Genomic DNA, 18573 nt, shown 5'->3' with positions numbered 1-18573 from the left:
TCATACCTTTGATTCATGACGAATGCACAGCTCGCGAGCATCCAGTGGGGCGTTTTCCTCTCGGTCGTTTTCCTGCTCCCGCAGCTGCTGTTCCGTCAGCTGACATTCCGCGGCGCCACCATCACCGTCTACGCGAGCATGCTGTTCGCGGCGACGTTCCTGCCGGTGCAGACCGTCGCTCCGCGCCAGTCCGTGCAGCTGGTCCCGTTCCAGTGGATCGCCGACACGTTCCGCGACGGGCAGATCGCGTTCGACCAGATGACGCTGAACGTGCTGCTGTTCGTGCCGCTCGGCGCGATGCTGATGTTCTGGGGCGGGCGCACGATCGGCCAGGCCGCGCTGATCGGTTACGGCGTCTCGCTGCTGATCGAGGGCTCGCAGCTGTTGTGGGCGAACCGGATCTTCGACGTCGACGACCTGATCACGAACACCACCGGCACCGCGCTCGGCTGGCTCGGCGCGCTGGCCGCCGTGAAGGTCCACGCCCGCGTGACGGCCGCCGCCGTGCCGCAGCGCGAGCTCGCCGGCGTCCGCTGAGCTGCTAGTGGTGTGGCCCGGAAGGTTGCCGGGGGAATGCGCGGTCAGACGGGTGCATCGTGGTGTCGCCCCCACGTCCTCGTACTGGTAGTACGGGGGCGTGGGGGCGGCGCCGCGAGGCGCCCTGCTGAGCGTGGATTACCTCGCCAACGTTCCGGGTCGCGCCACTAGTTCGTCCGCCAGCCCAGTTCGCCCGCCGTGTTGACCTCCGGCAGGCAGTGCCCGACCGCGCTACGCGTCTCCAGGGCCGTCGCGACCTGGTCGAACATCTCCAGGATCGACGTCCACTCCGGCTTGACCATCTCGTTGCGCTCCTGGTCCCACTCGACCACGCAGCCGCGCAGCACGCCGGGCCGCAGGTCCACCGCGAGCACGTCGCCGGTGCCGTCGAACGCGATGGGGAGCCACTCGGGGTGGAACCCGCTGGTCGGCGCGCCCGCCTCGGAGGAGTCCACGGGCTTGCTCACGTGGGTCTCCCTGAGCACGAACGCGCGGTCGGCGCCCAGCGGCGTGTAGAAGGGCGGCAGGATCTCGGCGAAGAGTCCCTCCTCGGTGCCGCCGTAGACGCTCCACCACGACTGTAGATCGATCGGAACCCGAAGATCCGGTAGCGCGTCATACCTCGGACGCAACACGGCGCGGGTGGCCGGAGCGTGCTCCGCCAGCCATGCCAGGATCCGGTTCCAGTGCTCGATCACACCCACCGATCCATGATCTTGGCGGAACGACGGGCGAGGTACCGCCCATCGGGGCAGGATCGACGCGAACAGGTCACTACTGGGGGAAGAGCTTTCAGATGGCGGAAAAGGGCCTCAAGGTCGACTTCGACGCCTTGACCGGATACGCGTCGGCCGTGAGCGGTCTGGCGAGCGAGGTCGGCACGGTCGGTACCGGCACGTTGAGCGGCACCACCAGCCTGCCGGGCGACTGCTTCGGCAAGCTGGGCAACGAGGTCGGGCTCAACGCCGCGTTCCAGGCGGCCGCGCAGGCTCAGCTCGACGCGCTGAAGGCCGCGTCGACGGGACTCGCGGGCCTCGGCACCGCGGTCTCGAAGGCCCGCGAGGCCTACATCGCGCAGGAAGACGCGAAGAAGGCGTCGCTCGACAAGGCGGCGCAGGTATGAGCGTCGAGGGGCTGCTGAGCCAGTTCATCGCGCCCATGAAGGAGAACCTCGCGAAGCTCGACGGCGACACCGGCGGCGCGACGCGTGCGGGTGACGCCTTCGGCCGCGCCCAGACCGCGATGACCGACCTCGGCACGCGGCACGCCTCGGCCTCGACCGCGGTGCTGAACACGTGGTCCGGCGACAAGGCGAACGCCTTCACCGGCCGCGTCTCGACCTTCGCCTCGGCCACGAACCTGTTGTCCTCCAACGCTTCCGCGCTCAAAACCGCGGCCTCGACCGGTGTGACCGCGGTGACCGGCGGGCGCACCGCGATCCAAGGCCTCATCGACGAGTTCACGTCCAAGGCGACCCCGAAGCTCGCCGCCGCGCTCGCCCTGTCCCTCGTGGCCGGGCCGGGCGTGGTGCTGGCGGCCGTCGCGGACCTCGCCGGGATGGCCTCCGGTTACCAGAGCAAGACCGCCGCCGAACTGCAGAAGGTGCGCGACCAGCTCACGCAGCTCGTCGGGCAGCTCAACGCCCTGCAGAAGCCGGACGCGGGCGCACTGGCGAAGCTCGGCGACCCGCTCGGCGGCGACGAGGGCACCACCTCGACGGCCGGCGCCTCCGACACCAAGAAGCAGGAGTCCGGTCCCGGCTCCAACTCCGGCAGCTCGGGTTCGGGTGGTGGTGGCGGTTCCGGTGGTGGAGGTGGCGGAGGATCGGGCGGCGGCGGCGGAGGTGGCGGCGGCTCCGGCCCGCGCCTGCCCGTCGCGATCCCGCCGCAGCCCGGCGAAGGGGTCGGGGTGAACCTGCCGGACGGCAGCAGCGCCGAGGCACCGAACGAGACCGCGGCCAAGGCCGTGCGCAACGCGTTGTCCGCCCTGGGCACCCCGTACGTGTGGGGCGGCGCGAACCCGCCCCAGGGCACCGACTGCTCCGGCCTCACGCAGTGGGCGTACGGCGGCGCCGGGTTCGACATCCCGCGCCCGGCCTCGTCCCAGGCGATGGGCGCCTCGGTGCCGGCGGACCAGCTGCTGCCCGGCGACCTCGTGGTGTGGGACGGGCACGTGGCGATGGTGATCGGCAACGGCCAGATGGTCGAGGCCGGTGACCCGGTGCAGGTGCAGCCGATCCGCACGACGAACAGCGGGATGTCGTTCTACGGCTTCTACCGGCCCACGGGCTAGGGGCCTGGCTCACCGCGTTGTCACAGCTCGCCGCCGAAGATCCTGGAATGCGGCACACTGTCCACAACAGGGGGTGATCGGAGTGGACGACGACGTCCAGCGCGCCGCACGGAAGGTGCGCGATGTCGAGCAGGCGGTGTCGGAGCACGTCACGCGCAGTGGTCCCATCACGGGACGAGCGTCCTCTCCGGACGGTGCGGTGACCGTGGTCGCCACGCCCGGCGGTCCCCCGCGGCAGATCTCGGTGAGCCCGGCCGCGTTGCGGATGGGCCCGCAGGGGCTCGCCGCCGAGATCATGCGGATCGCCGACAAGGCCCAGCGCACCGCGAACACCCGCCTGCACCAGACGCTGGACCGAGTGGTCGACCCGCGCGAACTCACCGCGCTGGGTGTCGAACGCGGTCAGGACGAGGACGACTTCGGGTGGCAGCGGTGAACGAGGAACGCCTGCGGGCCACCGAGCAGCTCCAGCGCGAGATCGGCGTCCTCACCGCCACCGCCGAGCACCCGAACGGGCTGTGCATGGTCACGGCGTCGCCGAAAGGCGAGATCAGGGCCCTGCACCTGCACCCGGCGCTGCTGGGCCAGGGCGCGCAGGCGGTCGGGCAGGTCGTCACCGAGACCGTCCAACTCGCCACGAACGCGGCCGTGCAGGTCAGCTTCAACAAGATGGCACTCGCACTGGGTGACGGGATGGCGATCGACGTCGAGTCCATCGCCGGCGACTCACCCTTCCGGTCGACCTGGAACCCGGTCGTGCCCCCCAAAGACCCTGCTGAGCAGGCACCACCGGAGCGCAGGCAGAGGCCGCCGCGCGTCGAGGATCCAGACGAAGACGCTTTCTTCGAGAACCCCTTGTGGCGCCGGTGATCAGCACCGTTAGGCTCGTCGACGGCATCAGGCAGGCGTGACCGGGAGGTCAGGATGGCGCAGGACATCGTCCCCATCGAGCTGGGGCTGACGCAGGGTGACGTAGTCACGCTGTGGGCACCCCGCTGGCGCGAGAAGGGCGAGGAGTGGGAGGCGTTCCTCGGTGACGAGGAGGACCTGTTCGTCTTCCCCGACGCCGCGCACCTCGCCGCGTTCGTGCGCACCGCCGAGGAGCACGACCTGACCGATCACCCCGCGTGGCCGGTCGTGCCGTCGCTGGGCGTCGCGGACCTCTCGCCGGACGACAACCACCAGTTCGACCTGGTCGGCGTGCCCGAGCTCGTCGCGGAGGACCCGGACACCTGGACGATCGGTGAGCTCGCCGACGTCATCGCGATCGTGCGGGCCCTCGCGGACGTCTGCGACCTGGAGAAGGTCCACGAGGTGCTCGACAGCGCCGAGGGCTTCTCGCTGCTGCCGCAGGGCACGCTGCCGTTCAGCGGCCGTGACGGCGGCAAGCTGTGGGGCGAGCTGTCCGAGGTCGTCTCCGAGAAGTGGGACGAGGTCCTCGACGCGATCGACAGCGTGGTGAACACGCCGGAGGTCCCCGAGAAGGAGCTCGCCGTCGCCCAGGAGGAGCTCGCCGCGCTGGAGGCCGCGACGGCCGCTGCCGCCGTCGACTCCCCGGACGAGGCCGGCGACGAGGACAAGGCCGAGCCCACGGGCTTCTGGGCCGAGGTCGGCGTCGACCCGATCAAGATCATCACGTCGGCGGGCGAGTTCTACACGCTGCGCTGCTACCTCGGCGACGACCCGGTGTTCCTGGGCCGCCGCGGCAAGATCGAGGTGTTCAGCTCGCAGCGCGGCCTGAGCCGCTTCGTCGCCGAGAACGACGAGCACGACCTGGCCGAGGTCGAGACCTGGAACGACATCAAGGTCAAGGCCACCGCGGGCGAGCTCGACGTCGAGGTCAGCGACGACAACGTCTACGTGCTGACCGGCATCGCCGAGGACATGGAGGAGGGCCCCGACGCCATCGACCCGCAGCAGCTCGACCTCGCCGTCGAACTGTTCGAGGACGCGGGCGAGTGGGCCGACGACGAGTCCGTGAAGAACGCGCTCGGCTCGTCCGAGTCACTGGGCTGGCTCGTGTCGTTCGTCGTGTCGCCGGACCCGACGCGTCTCGCGCCGTCCGCCCCGTACGACGCCGAGGTGGCCGCGTTCCGCACGCTGCAGGCCTCGTTCGAGGACCGGCTCAACACCAACTGAGCCTTCTGTCGCGAGAAGCGGGCCATCCCTGTGCGGGGTGGCCCGTTTTTCGTTGACGCCCTTTGCGCCACCTGTATGATACAGATTTATGACAGGTTCTCGGTCGCAGCTCCTCGCCGCCGAACTGCGGGAACGCATCACGCTCGGCGACTACGGCCCCGGTGGCGCCCTGGAGAGCGAGGCCGAACTCGGCCGCCGCTACGAGGTCAGCCGTGTGACCGTGCGCCGCGCGTTGGAACAGCTGCGCGACGAAGGCCTGCTGGCGTCACGGAAAGGCGCCGGCTGGTACGTGGTGTCGTTCGCGCAGCCCTTGGCGCTCGGCACGTTCCAGCACGCGCAGTCGGCCGTTGCCGAAGCCGGCGTCTCGCTGGTGCGGACCGTTCTGGAGTACGGCTACCGCGAGGCCTCGGCCGGTGTCGCGTCGACGCTGGGCGCCGGCGAGATGCTGCGCGTGCGTTCGTTGCGCCGCACCGGGGACACGCCGCTGGACGTCGTGACGGAGTGGGTGCCCCTGGCGCTGGCCGCACCGGTCAGCCGCGCCGACGCCGAGTCGCCCGGCACGTGGGAGACGTTGCGCCGCAACGGGAACCAGATCGCCGTCGTCCGGCAGAGCATCGCCGCCGTCGCCGCGGGCGACCTCGGGTCCCTGCTCGGTGTCACGGCCGCCACGCCGGTGTTGCTGGTGCGCCGCATCGCCCTGGACGCCGCGGAGCACCCGATCGCCCTGTCCGAGCACCACTACCTGGGCCACCGGTTCCAGCTGGAGGTCGAGTTCCGCGGCTGGCCCGGCGCGGAACCTCCCGGCGTCGCCGCGATTCCCTCGGAGGACTGACCATGCGCGTACTCGTCACCGGTGCGGCCGGGTTCATCGGCTCGCACTTCACCCGTTACTGGCTGCGCGAGCACCCCGCGGACGAGGTCATCGCCCTCGACGCGCTGACCTACCGCGGCACCCGCACGAACCTGCCCGCCGACGTGCCGTTCGTGCACGCGGACATCGCTGCCGCCGATGTCGAGGGCGTCGACGTCGTGGTGAACTTCGCGGCCGAATCGCACAACAGCCTCGCGGTACTGGATCCCGGCCGTTTCTTCCGCACGAACGTACTGAGTACACAGGCGTTGCTGGAGTCGTGCCGCCGCGCGGGCGTTCAACGGTTTCACCACGTGTCGACGTGCGAGGTGTACGGGGATCTCGCCCTGGACGCCACCGAGGCGTTCCACGAGGAGTCGCCGTACCGGCCGCGCACGCCCTACAACGCGTCGAAGGCCGGCGCGGACCACGCCGTGCGTTCGTACTTCGAGACGTTCGGCCTGCCGGTGACGATCACCAACTGCGCCAACAACTACGGGCCGAACCAGTTCCCCGAGAACGTGCTGCCGCTGTTCACGACCCGCGCGCTGAACGGCGAGCAACTGCCCGTCTACGCGTCGAGCGAGAACCGCCGCGAGTGGATCCACGTGCTGGACCACTGCCGGGCGATCGAAGCCGTGTTGCGGGACGGCGTCGTCGGCCGGACCTACCACGTGGGCACCGGCGTGGAGGCGAACGTCGACCAGATCGCCGGCCTGGTGCTGGACGAGCTGGGGCTACCGCTCTCGCGCAAGCAGATCGTCGCCGACCGGCCCGGCCACGACCGGCGCTACCTGCTGGACTCGTCGCGGATCGGCCGCGAGCTCGGATGGCGCCCGGAGATCGGCTTCGAGGCCGGTGTCCGGGACACCATCCGCTGGTACGCGGCCAACCGCGCGTGGTGGGAGCCGCTGCTCAAGCTCAGCCCGGTCGACGAGAGCGCGTGGGCTACCCGGTGAGCGCCGCGTAACCCGGCTTGACCAGCTCGTTGATGATCGCCAGCCGCTCGTCGAACCCGATGAACGCCGACTTCATGGCGTTGATCGTGAACCACTGCAGGTCCGCCCAGCCGTAGCCGAACGTCTCGACCAGCGCGGCGAACTCGCTGGAGAGCGAGCAGTCGCTCATCAGGCGGTTGTCGGTGTTGACGGTGACGCGGAACCGCAGCTTCGCGAGCAGGCCGATCGGGTGGTCGGCGAGCGTCGGCGCGGCACCGGTCTGCAGGTTGGAGGTCGGGCACATCTCCAGCGGGATGCGGCGGTCGCGGACGTAAGCGGCCAACCGTCCCAGCTGGACGGTGCCGTCGCCGGAGACCTTGATGTCGTCGACGATCCGCACGCCGTGGCCGAGCCGTTCGGCGCCGCAGTGCTGGATCGCCTCCCAGATGGACGGCAGGCCGAACGCCTCACCGGCGTGGATGGTGAAGTGCGCGTTCTGCCGGCGCAGGTACTCGAACGTGTCGAGGCCCCTGGTGGGAGGGAACCCGGCCTCGGGGCCCGCGATGTCGAAGCCGACGACGCCGAGGTCGCGGTAGCGCACGGCGAGCTCGGCGATGCGCAGCCAGCCCTCGTTCTGGCGCATCGCGCACAGCAGGGTGCCGACGCGGATCTTGCGGCCGGTCTCGGCGACACGGGCGGAACCGAGGCGGAAGCCCTCCTGGACGGCCTCGACGACCTGCTCCAGTGAGAGGCCCTTGTCGGTGTTCAGCTCGGGGGCGTAGCGGATCTCGGCGTACACGACGCCGTCCGCGGCCAGGTCCTCCACGGCCTCGGCGGCGACGCGGACGAGAGCGGCCTCGTCCTGCATGACACCGCACGTGTGGGCAAAACCTTCGAGGTAGCGCACGAGGGAGCCGGAGTTGGCATTGTCGCGGAACCAGCCGCCCAGGACGCCCGCGTCTGTGGTGGGCAGGCCCTGGTAGCCGGAGGCATCGGCGAGTTCGATCACCGTCTGCGGGCGGAGGCCACCGTCGAGGTGGTCGTGCAACAGCACCTTCGGCGCGCTGCGGATGGTCTCCAAGGTAAGCGGCGTGGACATTGCTACACGTTACTCCAGGCGACACGCCGCTTCGGTGATGGCCAAAATGATCTTGCCGTCGATATGATCATTTGTCGGTACAACGTCGTTGCAGATCCGTGATCAGCAACTTTCTGCAACCAATGCGAGGCTTGAGTCACCCCAAGGTAGGAACATCATCGGGCGTTACTGCCTGCTTCCAGGCGGTAACTTGGCGTTGAGAGTAGTCAGGTAGCCTGATCGGGTTAGTTGCCCATCCGTACCCGGCCGTTCTCTGGCAGGGGTGGTACAGCGACGTCCCGTGACGCGGATAGGCTCCCGTGGTCTCCCCCTCCCCTGGACGAAGGCACTCAGCCGTGACAGAGAACAACAACTCCACGATGTCCTTCGATCGGATGCGCAACATGCTCACGCGCGCCGCGGAGATCCGTGAGAGCGAGCAGCAGCAGATCTTTGACGCGCTGGACGAGATCCACGCCCGGATGTCGCCTCTGGAGTCGCTGGGTTCGGTTCGCAAGCGCCTGTCGGAGCTGCCGGACCGCACCGAGGTCAGCGTTCTCGCTGAGCGCCTGGACGAGGCCCTCGCCAAGCTGGAGGCCCAGGACAACGCCGTCGCCGACATCGGTCGCGCGGTCGACGCCCTGGTGGACAAGCTCGCCAAGCCCTTCGCCCAGCTGGACGGACGCCTCGACGGCGTCGCCGGCCGCTTCGAGGGCGTCGCCGGTCGCATGGACGGCCTGGAGGACAAGCTCTCCAGCATCCACAAGCGCATCGACGACCTCGACGGCCACCTGGACAAGCAGGACGGCAAGGTCGACGCGATCCCGGCCGCCGTCACCAACCCGCTGCGCGAGCGCGTCGAGGCTCTCGAAGCCGCGCTGCGCGGCCGTCTCGACGAGGTGGACGAGGGCGTGCACGAGCACCTCGACGGCACCCGCGAGGCCCTGCAGAAGATCCTCGCCGAGTCGTTCTCGAGCGTGCACGGCCGCGCGGACGAGCAGCGTGACGCCCTCGCCGCCGCCCGCACCGAGCTGACCACCGCCATCGCCGAGAGCCGCGGGGAGCTGGCCGGGGCGATCGCCGACAGCCGCGACAAGCTGACGTCCACCGTCACCGGCAACCACAACCAGCTGGCGGCGTCGCTCGCCGAGACCCGCACCGAGCTGTCCGGCGCCGTGGCGGAGACCCGCGGCGAACTGGCCGGCGTCATGGCCCAGACCCGCGACTCCCTCGCCGGAACGCTGGCCGAGACGCGCGACTCGCTCGCCGGCTCGCTGGCCGAGACCCGCACCGAGCTCGCGACGGCCGTCGCTGACACCCGCGAGGTCGTGGGCGGCAAGCTCGACGAGGCCCGCACCGCCCTGTACGCGGCGATCGAGCAGTCCCGCGACCAGGTCGACTCGGCGGACCGCCTGGAGGCCCTCGCCGGCCGCCTGGAGCAGGTCACCTCGAAGCTCGACACCATGACGGACCGCCTCGACAAGGTCGAGGACGGCTTCGCCACCCGCATCTCCGAGCTCGGCGGCACCGTCGGCGCGAGCCTGTCCAAGGTCGCCGAGACCGTCGGCGCCCGCCCGGACGCCGACGCGTTGCAGTCCCTGGTTCGCAAGTCGAACCAGGAGTCGGAACTGCGCATCGGCGGCCAGCTGGACGAGGCCATGGCCACCTTCGCCGAGCTCATCCTCGGCGGCGGCTCGCCCACCCCGCCTCCGCCGCCCACCGCCCTGCCGCGCCCGCAGCGCCGCACCCGCAAGAACGGCGGCCCGAAGCCGGCGAACGGCGGCAAGGACATGGATGACGACGACCTGGCGGCCGAAGGCGCCTGATCGTCTGACCACCGCGAACGACCCTGGAGCAACGTCGCTCCAGGGTCGTTCGGCGTTTGCGGTGAACCTCAGTCAGCTGACACACGTGACCATGGCGAGAGCGCTCACACGGCTCGTGGCTATGCTCGCCGCCAGCTGGGGGTGACCAAAAGGGAAGCCGGGGGCGTCCGGAAGGGAAGTCCGTGCAGCAACAGCGACTCGTCGCCAACCGCTACGCACTGCTCGCCGAGCTCGGCCGGGGTGCGATGGGTGTCGTGTGGCGCGCTCAGGACCAGGTGCTCGGCCGCGCGGTCGCGCTCAAGGAGCTGCACCCGCCGCAGGGCATCGCCGCCGAGGAACGCAATGTGCTCGAAGAGCGCATGCTCCGTGAGGCGCGCACGGCGGGCCGGCTGAACCATCCCGCCGTGGTCACGGTCTACGACATCGTCCGCGAGAACGACCGCACCTACCTCGCGATGGAACTCGTCGACGCGCTCGACCTCGCCGGCATCGTGCAGAAGCACGGGCCGCGCGACTCGACCTGGATGGCGGGCGTCGCGTTGCAGGTGCTCGGCGCGCTGGAGGCCGCGCACTCGGCGGGCATCGTGCACCGGGACGTCAAGCCCAGCAACATCATGGTGCGTCCGGACGGAGCCGTGAAGCTCACGGACTTCGGCATCGCGCAGGCGATGGACGACCCGCGGCTCACGCACAACGGCGGCATCGTCGGCTCGCCCGCGTACATGTCGCCGGACCGGCTCCACGGCTGGGAGGCCTCGCCGGCGTCGGACCTGTGGGCGCTCGGCGTCACGATGGCGCACGCGGTCGAGGGTGTCAGCCCGTTCGAACGCACGTCCACCGCGTCCACGCTGCACGCGGTCATGAACGAGCCGCCGGTGCTGCGGCGGGCCTCGCCGGCGCTGGCCGACGTGATCCGCGGCTTCCTGACGGTCGATCCGAAGCGACGCCTGACCGCGCCGCAGGCTCGGCACATGCTGACGGCGATCGCGCAGGGTGCTCCGGCGGTTCCGTTGCCGCGCAACAAAAAGAGCACGGCCGTCAAGGTCGCCGCCGTGGTCGTGGGCGTCGCGGTGCTCGCGGGTGCCGCGTTCGCCGGCTACCAGGCCTTCAAGCCTCAGGATTCCGGTGCGGGCCAGAACACCAACCAGCCCTCGGAGAACTCCACGGAGTGGACCGAAGCAGCGTCGTTGCCGGTGGGCGCGCCCCTGCCGTCCCGGCGCATCGCCACGTTCGGGCGCGGCGGCGACGTGCCCGAGTGGAACCTCTCCGGCACGCAGTGCGCCAAGGACTTCCTCACGCAGGGGTCGCCGGTGCGGACGGACGTGCCGTGCAACGGGCCGCACGGCATCCAGCTCTTCTCGGCCGCGACCCCGTTGTGGGACAAGCCCAAGGACATCGCCTATCCCGGCACGAAGTGGCTCGCCGACTTCACGAAGAACTACTGCACCGAGCAGTTCAAGGCCATCGAGCCGAACATCAAGGAGCCCATCGGCTTCACCGGGCTCGTCCCCACCCAGAAGGAGTGGGAGGCCTACCACGACGCCGCCACGCCGGGCCGCCAGGAGGTCCTGTGCGTGCTGTGGAAGCAGGACAGGTCACCCCTGGCAGGTTCGCTCGTCGGCTAGACCTCAGCCTCGGATGGTGTCGATCACCAGCGGTGAACGCTCCGGCGCGGCATCCCGAACCTCGTAGGCGCCTTCCAGCGCCTGCAGGGCTCCCTCGACCGCGTCCGGGGTGTCGGTGTACAGCTCCAGCAACGGTTGCCCGGCCTCGACGGAGTCCCCCGGCTTGGCCAGACAGAGCACGCCGGCACCGAACTGCACCGGGTCCTCCTTGCGGGCACGACCGGCACCGAGCCGCCACGCCGCCACCCCGACGCCGTAAGCGTCCAAGGTGGACAGAACCCCGGCGGCAGGTGCCGTCACCACGTGCTTGTGCGAGGCGACGGGCAGGGAGGCATCCGGATCGCCACCCTGGGCCCGGATCATCCGCGCCCACACCTCGTACGCCTCACCGGAGGCCAGCACGGCGGCCGGATCGGCCGAGATCCCGGCCAGCGACAGCATCTCGGACGCCAGCGCCACCGTCAGTTCGACGACGTCGGCAGGTCCGCCGCCACGCAGCACGTCGACGGACTCGGCCACCTCGACCGCGTTGCCGACAGCGCGTCCCAAGGGCACGGACATGTCGGTCAGCAGCGCCGAGATCCGCACGCCGTGCTCGACGCCGATGCCCACCAGGGCCTCGGCGAGAGCGCGGGCGGAGGCCAGGTCCTTCATGAACGCGCCGGAGCCGACCTTCACGTCGAGCACCAGTGACTCGGCGCCCTCGGCGATCTTCTTCGACATGATCGAGGACGCGATCAGCGGGATGGCCTCGACGGTTCCGGTGACGTCCCGCAACGCGTAGAGCTTGCGGTCGGCCGGAGCAAGTCCTTCGGTGGCAGCGCACACGACGGCACCGACCGAGGAGAGCTGGGACAGGATCTCCGCGGTGGACAGCGCGGCGCGCCACCCAGGGATCGACTCCAGCTTGTCCAGGGTGCCACCGGTGTGACCCAGTCCGCGTCCCGAAAGCTGCGGCACGGCAGCGCCACAGGCGGCGACGAGAGGTGCCAGCGGCAGCGTGATCTTGTCGCCGACACCGCCCGTCGAGTGCTTGTCCACGGTCGGCCGGTCGACGTGCAGCGCCAGCCGCTCGCCGGACGAGATCATCGCCTGCGTCCAGCGCGCGGTCTCCGCCGCCGTCATGCCGTTGAGGAAGATCGCCATGGCCAGCGCGGACATCTGCTCGTCCGCGACGGCACCGCGCGTGTACGCGTCGATGACCCAGTCGATCTGCGCGTCCGACAGCACCGCGCCGTCGCGCTTGGCGCGGATGACGTCCACCGCCGAGAAGCTCATGGCAGGTCCTCCGGTCCGAACGCGTCCGGCAGCACCGACGACATCGGCAGCACCCCGGAAGGCGTGTCCACCAAGCAGTCGCGGCCGCCCAGCTCGTACAGCACCTGACGGCACCGGCCGCACGGCATCAGCAGCTCACCGGCACCGGAACGACACGCCACCGCGACGAACCGGCCGCCGCCCGTGAGCTGCAGCTGACCGGCCATCGCGCACTCGGCGCAGAGACCGACGCCGTACGAGGCGTTCTCGACGTTGCAGCCCGTCACGATGCGGCCGTCGTCGCACAACGCCGCGGAACCGACCTGCAGCCCCGAGTACGGGCAGTGGGCGAACGACGCCGCCTCCACCGCCCGTGCCCGCAACAGGTCCCAGTCGACCTCAGCCACGGCGGTACACCAGACCGTCGGCGGCCGGCATCCGCAACCGTTGCGAGGCAACGGCCAGCACGGCCAGCGTCACCATGTGGGGCGCGTAGGACACGAACTCGCTGGGGATCTCGTCGAGGCTGATGTACAGCAGGTACATCAGCACGGCCACGAAGATCGCCGCCGCCGCGGAGAACCACTTCCGGCGGATGAGCTGCCACACCACGATCACGCCGAGCAGCAGCACAACGCCGTAGACCAGCGCCAGCACCGTCTCGCCACCCGAACGCAGCTGCAGGCCGTCGGCGTAGCCGAACAGCGCCGCACCGCCCAGCAGGCCACCGGGCCGCCAGTTGCCGAAGATCATCGCGGCGAGGCCGATGTAGCCGCGGCCGCCGGTCTGCCCCTCCAGGTAGGACAGCTGGCCGGGGTTGAGCACCAGCGCGGCGCCACCCAGACCGGCGAGACCACCGGAGACGATCACGGCGACGTACTTGTGGAAGTACACCTTCACGCCCAGCGAGTCCGCCGCGTGCGGGTTCTCGCCGACCGAGCGCAGGCGCAGGCCGAAACGGGTGCGCCAGAGCAGGAAGTACGACAGCGGCAGCAGCAGGATCGCGATCATCGTCAGCGGCGAGACACCGGTGACGAGACCGCGCAGGATGCCGGCGACGTCCGAGATGAACAGGAGCTGCCCAGCTTCGAGCTCGCCGAGCCAGTCACCGAGGCCCGCCGCCGAGAACGTGTCGAACGACTGGACCGGCGGCGACTGCCGCGGGTTGCTCGACAGCGGCAGGAAGATCAGCGTCGACAGGTACTTCGTCAGGCCGGCACCGAGCAGGTTGATCGCCACACCGGAGACGATGTGGTTCACGCCGAACGTGACCGTGGCGACCGCGTGCAGCAGGCCACCCAGCGAACCGAACACGACGGCCGCGACGAGAGCGGCCCACGGGCCCCACTGGTAGCCGGCCCACGCCGCGCCCCAGGTGCCCATGATCATCATGCCTTCGAGGCCGATGTTGACCACGCCGGCGCGTTCCGCCCACAGGCCGCCGAGACCGGCGAGCAGGATCGGCAGCGCGAGCCGGACCGCCGTCTGGGTCGTACCCGACGACGTCAGCTGCGGGAAGCCGGTCTGCATCGACGTGATCGACAGCAGTGCGATCGCGCCCGCGACACCGAGCATGGCCACGGCCCAGCCGGGCACCTTGCGCTTGCGAGGCGCCGCCGGGATGTGCGGCTTCTCCTCCAACGTCGTGATCACGCCGCACCTCCGACAGTTCCGAGCTCACGGCCGACGCGACGCTGCTCCGAGGCGAGCTCGAAGCGGCGCACCACCTCGTAGGCGACGACGACCGACAGGACGATCGAGCCCTGCATGATGGTGACGATCTCCCTGGGCACACCGACGTTGTCGAGCGCGAGACCCGACTTGTCGAGGAACGCCCAGAGCAGTGCGCCGAACGCGATGCCACCGGGATGGTTGCGGCCGAGCAGCGCGATCGCGATGCCCGAGAAGCCGATGCCCGCGGTGAAGTTCAGGCTGAACGTGTGGTCGCGGCCGAGCAGTTCCGGCAGCGAGATCAGGCCCGCGATGGCACCCGAGAGCAGCATCGAGACCAGGATCATCTTCTTGGCGTTGACGCCACCCGCGGACGCCGCGGTGGACGACTCGCCCGAGGCCCGCAGCTCGAAGCCGAAGCGGGTCTTGTTCATCATGATCCAGTAGCCGACGCCCAGGGCGATGGCCACGAAGATGAAGCCGAACACCGTGCCGCCGCCGGCGAACGAGATGCCGGGCATCCAGCCGCTCTCCGGGATCTCCGCGGTGCGGATGTTGTTGCCCCGCAGCTCACCGAAGACGTCGCGACGGATCAGGTAGGCGGACAGGCCGATCGCCAGGCCGTTCATCATGATCGTCGAGATGACCTCGTTGACACCGCGCGTCACCTTGAGGATCGCGGGGATCGCGGCCCAGGCGGCACCGGCGACAGCGGCCGCGATGATGATCACCAGCGTGTGGATGCCGGTGGGCAGCGCGATCGAGCCGCCGACCACGGCCGCCACGACGGCGGCGACGCGGTACTGGCCCTCGACACCGATGTTGAACAGGTTCATCTGGAACCCGATCGCCACCGCGAGCGCCGCGATGTAGTAGATGCCCGTCGAGTTGAGGATGTCGACGGCCGTCGTGCCCTTGCCGACCTGCGACACCATCGCACCGAACGCGCTGAGCGGGTTCGCGCCGGAGATGATGAGCGCGACGCCGCACAACAGCAGTGAGAAGACGATCGCCAACGCGGGCGGCAGGAGTTTGCCGCGCAGGTGTCCCATCAGTTCTCGCCTTCCTCGACGACAGCGGTCTCCTGGACCGCTGCGCTCGTGCTGCCCGCACCGGTCATGGCACTGCCGAGGTCCTCCGGCGTGACGGTGCTCGGGTCGGCGTCGGCCACCAGGCGGCCGCGCAGCATGACCTTGATCGTGTCCGACAGGCCGATCAGCTCGTCCAGGTCGGCGGAGATCAGCAGCACGGCGAGACCGGCGGCACGGGCGCGCTTGATCTCGTCCCAGATCAACGCCTGCGCGCCGACGTCCACACCGCGGGTCGGGTGCGACGCGATCAGCAGCACCGGGTCGCCGGACAGTTCCCGGCCGACGACGAGCTTCTGCTGGTTACCGCCGGAAAGCGCGGCCGCGGGCACGTCGATGCCGGGCGTGCGGACGTCGAAGTCCGCGACGATCCGTTCGGTGTCCTTCTTCGCGCCGTCGGTGTCGAGCCAGATGCCCTTGGCCGTGGGCTTGCGCGTCTGGTAGCCGAGGATCCGGTTGTACCAGAGGGGTTGCGTGAGCAGCAGGCCGTGGCGGTGGCGGTCCTCCGGGATGTAGCCGATGCCCGCCTCCCTCCGGCCGAGCGTGCCCAGCTTGGTGAGGTCCTTGTCCAGCAACGTGATCGTGCCGCTGCCGGCCTTGCGCATGCCCATGATCGTCTCGACCAGCTCGGTCTGGCCGTTGCCCTCGACACCGGCGATGCCGACGACCTCGCCGGAACGGACCACCAGGTCGACGTCCTCGAGGATCGCGCGCGAACCGTCCGGCGTCTTGAGCGTGAGGCCCCTGACGTCCAGCATGACCTTGTCCGTGACGGTGGACTCGCGGGTCTCCGGGCTGGGCAGCTCGCTGCCGACCATCATCTCGGCGAGCTGCCGGGAGCTGACGGTCTTCGGGTCGGCGCTGCCCACGGTCGTGCCGCGGCGGATCACCGTGACGGAGTCCGCGATCGCGCGGACCTCGTCGAGCTTGTGCGAGATGAACAGGAACGTGTAGCCCTGCTCCTGCATGCCGCGGACGGTGTCGAAGAGCTCGTTGACCTCCTGCGGCACGAGCACGGCGGTCGGCTCGTCGAGGATGATCACCTTGGCACCGCGGTAGAGCACCTTGAGGATCTCGACGCGCTGCCGGTCCGCGACGCCGAGCTGCTCGACCAGCACGCCGGGGTCGACGTTCAGCCCGGTCCTGCCGGAGAGCTCGATGATGCGCGCGCGGGCCTTCTTGCCGATGCCGTGCAGGGCCTCGGCACCCAGGACCACGTTCTCCTGGACGGTGAGGTTGTCGGCCAGCATGAAGTGCTGGTGCACCATGCCGATCCCGGCCTTGATGGCGTCGGACGGCGTGCGGAACCGCACCTGCTCGCCGTTCACCTCGATGGTGCCCTCGTCCGGCGGCTGCATACCGTAGAGGATCTTCATCAGGGTGGACTTGCCCGCGCCGTTCTCACCGCACAGGGCGTGTACCTCGCCACGGCGGACGGTCAGGTGGACGTCGCTGTTGGCGACCACACCTGGGAATCGCTTGGTGATGCCTGTGAGCACCACCGCGGGGTGTTCGTCCGTCCCAACGGACGTGGAACTGCTCATCGTCGAGTGCTCCTCCTACCACGCACCAGGCCCTGTGAGGGCGAAATCCTCACAGGGCCCGGCACGTGCGAACGACTAAGCGAACTGACGGACTACGGCTTATCCGCGACCTTGATCTTGCCCTCGATGATCTGGGCCTTGTAGCCCTCGAGGATTCCCTGCAGCTTCGCGTCGATCTTGCCACCCGACGTGGAGTAGCCGACACCGTTCACCTTCAGGTCGAAGACCTTCGGCAGCGAGGCGATGTCGTTCTTGGCGACGGCCTTGACGAAGTCGTAGACCGCGACGTCGACGCGCTTGAGCATGGACGACACGATGACGTCCTTGGTGTCGGCGACGGTCGCCTGGTTGTACTGGTCGGAGTCGACGCCGATGGCCAGCACACCCGCCTGCTTGGCAGCCGAGAAGATGCCCTTACCGGAGGCACCGGCGGCCTGGTAGATCACGTCGGCGCCCTTGTCGATCTGGCCCTTCGCGGCTTCCTGGCCCTTCGGGGCGTCCTGGAAGCCCGTGAAGTCACCGGCCGGCGTGATGTACTTCTTCTCGATCTGGATCTTCGGCGCGGCGGTCTTGGCACCCTGGGCGTAGCCGGCCTCGAACTTCTGGATCAGCGGGATCTCGACACCGCCGACGAAGCCCACGTGGCACTTCTTGCTCTGGTACGCGGCGATGACGCCGGCCAGGAAGGAGCCCTCCTGCTCGGCGAACAGCAGCGGAGTGACGTTGGGGGCGCCCTCGACGACCCCGTCGACCAGGCCGAACTTGACGTTCGGGAACTCCGCGGCGACGAGCTTCATCGACTCGGCGTAGGCGAAGCCGACACCGATGATCGGGCTGAAGCCCTCGGACGCGAGCTGGCGCAGACGGGTCTGCTTGGCGGACTCGTCCTCGTTCGGGGCGGCGGAGAGCTCGCGCGTGTTCTCCTTCTTCACGCCCATGTCCGCGATGGCCTTGTCGAGACCGGCGGCGGCGGAGTCGTTGAACGACGCGTCGCCACGGCCACCGATGTCGTAGGCCAGACCGATCTTCAGCGCGCTCGCGTCCACCTTGCCACCGTTGGCGGCGCTGGTGTTCGAGGTAGCAGGCGCGCTCGGGGCCTCGGCGAACTCGCAGGCGGCACCCGTGCCGTTACCCGCGTTGTTGCTCCCGCCACCCGAGTCCTTCGCGCAGGCGGCCATAGTCATCACGCTGGTCAACGCGATCGCGGCGACCGCGACACCACGCATACGACGACGCACGGCTCGTCTCCTCCCTGAGGTTCCTCCCCAACGTCGTTGTTGGGTCCTAGAGGCGGCACCGTACCTCTTAGTAACCAACCCCGTTGCCGTCAGCACCTACAAAGACCCCTATCGGTTACGCATTCGACGCTTTGGCCGCACCAGTGGTGATCAGTCGTGTTCGGCGCGTGGTGAATCGTCCTCTTCGGGCCGTTTCCCCAGCTCGATCTTCGTCCGAACGGCCCAGTTTCACCTCCCGTTGAACCAGTCGCGGGCCCGCGCTCGTGCAGGAGATGGCAAGTGCCCTTGCCGACGACGGCGGCCCGGACCAAGGCGGAGGTCCGGGCCGCCGTCCTGCGTTCGTGACCGTTTTGTGGCGTGGACCGCATTTCGGAATCGATCAAGACCGCTTGGCCGATCGACAGCGTGTCTCATCGATCACAGAGCGGGTGCGCCTGCTGGGTTGGTTCCAACGTGCGGGACTAGGATTTTCCGGTCATGGTCGGGAAGA

At 69.5% G+C, this 18573-nt stretch carries 18 protein-coding genes; 10 read left to right on the top strand and 8 right to left on the bottom strand.

The genetic code is table 11. From position 1 onward, the window contains the following. Positions 1–15 precede the first annotated feature (15 nt). Complete coding sequence (locus BLR21_RS08645; protein WP_090005294.1) at positions 16–537, top strand: VanZ family protein; 522 nt, start codon at positions 16–18, stop codon at positions 535–537. Positions 538–704: 167 nt separating this feature from the next. Here the strand turns inward: BLR21_RS08645 and BLR21_RS08640 are convergent, their stop codons facing one another. After that, positions 705–1241 carry an SMI1/KNR4 family protein gene (locus tag BLR21_RS08640; RefSeq protein ID WP_090005293.1) on the bottom strand — a complete coding sequence of 179 codons (537 nt, stop codon included), beginning with the start codon at positions 1239–1241 and terminating at the stop codon, positions 705–707. 92 nt (positions 1242–1333) lie between these two features. On the opposite strand from BLR21_RS08640, the gene BLR21_RS08635 reads away from it, so the two are divergent. From BLR21_RS08635 to BLR21_RS08605, 7 genes are all read left to right on the top strand, one after another. Then, positions 1334–1660, top strand: a complete 327-nt coding sequence (locus BLR21_RS08635; RefSeq protein ID WP_090005292.1) for a type VII secretion target — start codon at positions 1334–1336, stop codon at positions 1658–1660. Then, positions 1657–2829, top strand: coding sequence for a C40 family peptidase (locus tag BLR21_RS08630; RefSeq protein ID WP_090005291.1), 1173 nt, complete (start codon positions 1657–1659; stop codon positions 2827–2829). The genes BLR21_RS08635 and BLR21_RS08630 overlap by 4 nt, the downstream gene beginning before the upstream one ends. Positions 2830–2911: 82 nt before the next feature. After that, positions 2912–3265 carry a YbaB/EbfC family nucleoid-associated protein gene (locus BLR21_RS08625; RefSeq protein ID WP_256334565.1) on the top strand — a complete coding sequence of 118 codons (354 nt, stop codon included), beginning with the start codon at positions 2912–2914 and terminating at the stop codon, positions 3263–3265. Beyond that, positions 3253–3699, top strand: coding sequence for a YbaB/EbfC family nucleoid-associated protein (locus tag BLR21_RS08620; RefSeq protein ID WP_090005290.1), 447 nt, complete (start codon positions 3253–3255; stop codon positions 3697–3699). Before BLR21_RS08625 ends, BLR21_RS08620 begins: the two co-directional genes overlap by 13 nt. Positions 3700–3753: 54 nt before the next feature. After that, a complete protein-coding gene (locus tag BLR21_RS08615; RefSeq protein WP_090005289.1) occupies positions 3754–4968 on the top strand; it encodes a primosomal protein in 1215 nt (404 codons plus the stop codon). Positions 4969–5056: 88 nt separating this feature from the next. After that, positions 5057–5800, top strand: a complete 744-nt coding sequence (locus tag BLR21_RS08610; RefSeq protein ID WP_090005288.1) for a GntR family transcriptional regulator — start codon at positions 5057–5059, stop codon at positions 5798–5800. A 2-nt stretch (positions 5801–5802) separates the two neighbouring features. After that, a complete protein-coding gene (locus BLR21_RS08605; protein WP_090005287.1) occupies positions 5803–6777 on the top strand; it encodes a dTDP-glucose 4,6-dehydratase in 975 nt (324 codons plus the stop codon). On the opposite strand, the gene BLR21_RS08600 is transcribed toward BLR21_RS08605, so the two are convergent. After that, a complete protein-coding gene (locus BLR21_RS08600) occupies positions 6767–7855 on the bottom strand; it encodes an adenosine deaminase (RefSeq protein ID WP_090005286.1) in 1089 nt (362 codons plus the stop codon). The genes BLR21_RS08605 and BLR21_RS08600 overlap by 11 nt on opposite strands. A 359-nt stretch (positions 7856–8214) precedes the next feature. On the opposite strand from BLR21_RS08600, the gene BLR21_RS08595 reads away from it, so the two are divergent. Further along, positions 8215–9660, top strand: coding sequence for a coiled-coil domain-containing protein (locus BLR21_RS08595; RefSeq protein WP_090005607.1), 1446 nt, complete (start codon positions 8215–8217; stop codon positions 9658–9660). A 182-nt stretch (positions 9661–9842) separates the two neighbouring features. Next, entirely contained in the window at positions 9843–11285 is a 1443-nt protein-coding gene (locus BLR21_RS08590) for a serine/threonine-protein kinase (protein WP_256334564.1), read from the top strand. A 3-nt stretch (positions 11286–11288) separates the two neighbouring features. Here BLR21_RS08590 and BLR21_RS08585 read toward each other — a convergent pair whose 3' ends face one another. The 6 genes from BLR21_RS08585 to BLR21_RS08560 form a co-directional block, all read right to left on the bottom strand. Continuing rightward, the gene (locus BLR21_RS08585; RefSeq protein WP_090005285.1) at positions 11289–12563 is read right to left on the bottom strand and encodes a thymidine phosphorylase; all 1275 of its coding nucleotides are present in this window, start codon (positions 12561–12563) and stop codon (positions 11289–11291) included. Next, positions 12560–12949, bottom strand: a complete 390-nt coding sequence (locus BLR21_RS08580; RefSeq protein WP_030478475.1) for a cytidine deaminase — start codon at positions 12947–12949, stop codon at positions 12560–12562. Before BLR21_RS08580 ends, BLR21_RS08585 begins: the two co-directional genes overlap by 4 nt. Then, positions 12942–14195 carry an ABC transporter permease gene (locus BLR21_RS08575; protein ID WP_256334563.1) on the bottom strand — a complete coding sequence of 418 codons (1254 nt, stop codon included), beginning with the start codon at positions 14193–14195 and terminating at the stop codon, positions 12942–12944. Before BLR21_RS08575 ends, BLR21_RS08580 begins: the two co-directional genes overlap by 8 nt. Further along, positions 14192–15265, bottom strand: coding sequence for an ABC transporter permease (locus BLR21_RS08570; RefSeq protein WP_090005284.1), 1074 nt, complete (start codon positions 15263–15265; stop codon positions 14192–14194). Before BLR21_RS08570 ends, BLR21_RS08575 begins: the two co-directional genes overlap by 4 nt. Then, positions 15265–16845 (bottom strand): ABC transporter ATP-binding protein, encoded by a 1581-nt coding sequence (locus tag BLR21_RS08565; protein WP_090005283.1) that lies wholly within the window; start codon positions 16843–16845, stop codon positions 15265–15267. The genes BLR21_RS08570 and BLR21_RS08565 overlap by 1 nt, the downstream gene beginning before the upstream one ends. Positions 16846–16937: 92 nt before the next feature. After that, on the bottom strand, positions 16938–18071 hold the full coding sequence (locus BLR21_RS08560; RefSeq protein WP_090005282.1) for a BMP family lipoprotein: 1134 nt from the start codon (positions 18069–18071) through the stop codon (positions 16938–16940). Positions 18072–18573: the final 502 nt, after the last annotated feature.

This window comes from Lentzea albidocapillata subsp. violacea, from assembly GCF_900100275.1.
Lineage (GTDB): Bacteria > Actinomycetota > Actinomycetes > Mycobacteriales > Pseudonocardiaceae > Lentzea > Lentzea violacea.
The sequence above is the reverse complement of the archived record's forward strand: the minus strand, read 5'-3'. Positions and strand labels throughout refer to the sequence as shown.

Bases quoted from the DNA above. Each gene is read 5' to 3' on its own strand.
- BLR21_RS08570 (WP_090005284.1), bottom strand. From the start codon at position 15,265: ATGGGACACCTGCGCGGCAAACTCCTGCCGCCCGCGTTGGCGATCGTC.
- BLR21_RS08605 (WP_090005287.1), top strand. From the start codon at position 5,803: ATGCGCGTACTCGTCACCGGTGCGGCCGGGTTCATCGGCTCGCACTTC.
- BLR21_RS08565 (WP_090005283.1), bottom strand. From the start codon at position 16,845: ATGAGCAGTTCCACGTCCGTTGGGACGGACGAACACCCCGCGGTGGTG.
- BLR21_RS08630 (WP_090005291.1), top strand. From the start codon at position 1,657: ATGAGCGTCGAGGGGCTGCTGAGCCAGTTCATCGCGCCCATGAAGGAG.
- BLR21_RS08610 (WP_090005288.1), top strand. From the start codon at position 5,057: ATGACAGGTTCTCGGTCGCAGCTCCTCGCCGCCGAACTGCGGGAACGC.
- BLR21_RS08600 (WP_090005286.1), bottom strand. From the start codon at position 7,855: ATGTCCACGCCGCTTACCTTGGAGACCATCCGCAGCGCGCCGAAGGTG.
- BLR21_RS08560 (WP_090005282.1), bottom strand. From the start codon at position 18,071: ATGCGTGGTGTCGCGGTCGCCGCGATCGCGTTGACCAGCGTGATGACT.
- BLR21_RS08615 (WP_090005289.1), top strand. From the start codon at position 3,754: ATGGCGCAGGACATCGTCCCCATCGAGCTGGGGCTGACGCAGGGTGAC.
- BLR21_RS08595 (WP_090005607.1), top strand. From the start codon at position 8,215: ATGTCCTTCGATCGGATGCGCAACATGCTCACGCGCGCCGCGGAGATC.
- BLR21_RS08645 (WP_090005294.1), top strand. From the start codon at position 16: ATGACGAATGCACAGCTCGCGAGCATCCAGTGGGGCGTTTTCCTCTCG.
- BLR21_RS08585 (WP_090005285.1), bottom strand. From the start codon at position 12,563: ATGAGCTTCTCGGCGGTGGACGTCATCCGCGCCAAGCGCGACGGCGCG.
- BLR21_RS08635 (WP_090005292.1), top strand. From the start codon at position 1,334: ATGGCGGAAAAGGGCCTCAAGGTCGACTTCGACGCCTTGACCGGATAC.